This is a genomic window from Rhodococcus sp. P14 (genome assembly GCF_000256505.1).
In the GTDB taxonomy this organism is placed as follows: domain Bacteria; phylum Actinomycetota; class Actinomycetes; order Mycobacteriales; family Mycobacteriaceae; genus Rhodococcus; species Rhodococcus ruber.
Window position 1 is genome coordinate 1 of record NZ_AJFC01000219.1, and the last position, 943, is coordinate 943.

Genomic DNA, 943 nt, shown 5'->3' on the forward strand with positions numbered 1-943 from the left:
CGGAACTTGCGCTCGGAGGAGGTCTCCGGGGCGTCGTCCGACGTGGCCCGCAGCCACGCGTCCGGCAGTGCCAGCTTGTGGATCGTGCGCAGCGCGAGCAGGTACTGCTTACCGAGCGGACCGCTGGTGTACGGCAGGTCGTACTTCGCACACAGCGCGCGGACCCGCTCCGCGATCTCGGGGTAGCGGTTGCTGGGCAGGTCCGGGAACAGGTGGTGCTCGATCTGGTAACTCAGATTGCCGGTCATGAAGGCCATCACCGGGCCGGCATCGATGTTGGCGCTACCGAGCAGCTGCCGCAGGTACCACTGCCCCTGCGTCTCGTTCTCGTACTGCGCCACGGTGAACTTCTCGGCGCCGTCGGGAAAGTGGCCGCAGAAGATCACCACGTACGCCCACAGGTTCCGCACCAGGTTCGCCGTGAGGTTCGCCGTGATCGTGCTGCGCCACGCACGGCCCGTCATGGCCGGGAACAGCACCAGGTCCTTGCCCAGCTGCCGCGCGATCTTGCGCGCGAAGTCCTTGGTGGGCTGGGAGTTCCACTGGCCTTCCGGCACCCCGGCAGCCTTCTTCTCGGCATCGAGGTCGTGCAGTGCGATGCCCCACTCGAACGTGGCTGCGAGGATCAGGTTGGCCAGGGGCTGCAGCAGGTTGATCGGCCGCCACTTCTCGTCGCGCGTCATCCGCAGGATGCCGAAGCCCACGTCGTCGTCCATCCCGACGATGTTCGTGTAGGTGTGGTGCGCGTAGTTGTGGGCGCGCTTCCAGTGCTGCGACGGACCCGTTTGATCCCATTCCCACGAGGTCGAGTGGATCTCCGGATCGTTCATCCAGTCCCACTGCCCGTGCATCACGTTGTGCCCGAGCTCCATGTTCTCGATGATCTTCGACAGCGAGAGCAGGCCCGTGCCGAGCAGCCACAGCGGACGGCGGCGGGGGGCGG

At 66.4% G+C, this 943-nt stretch carries 1 protein-coding gene; it reads right to left on the minus strand.

Annotated elements, in window-relative coordinates; translation table 11 throughout:
- Positions 1 to 943 (minus strand): fatty acid desaturase family protein (locus tag OEY_RS0115345; RefSeq protein ID WP_010594735.1); only part of this gene is annotated, 943 nt, incomplete at both ends.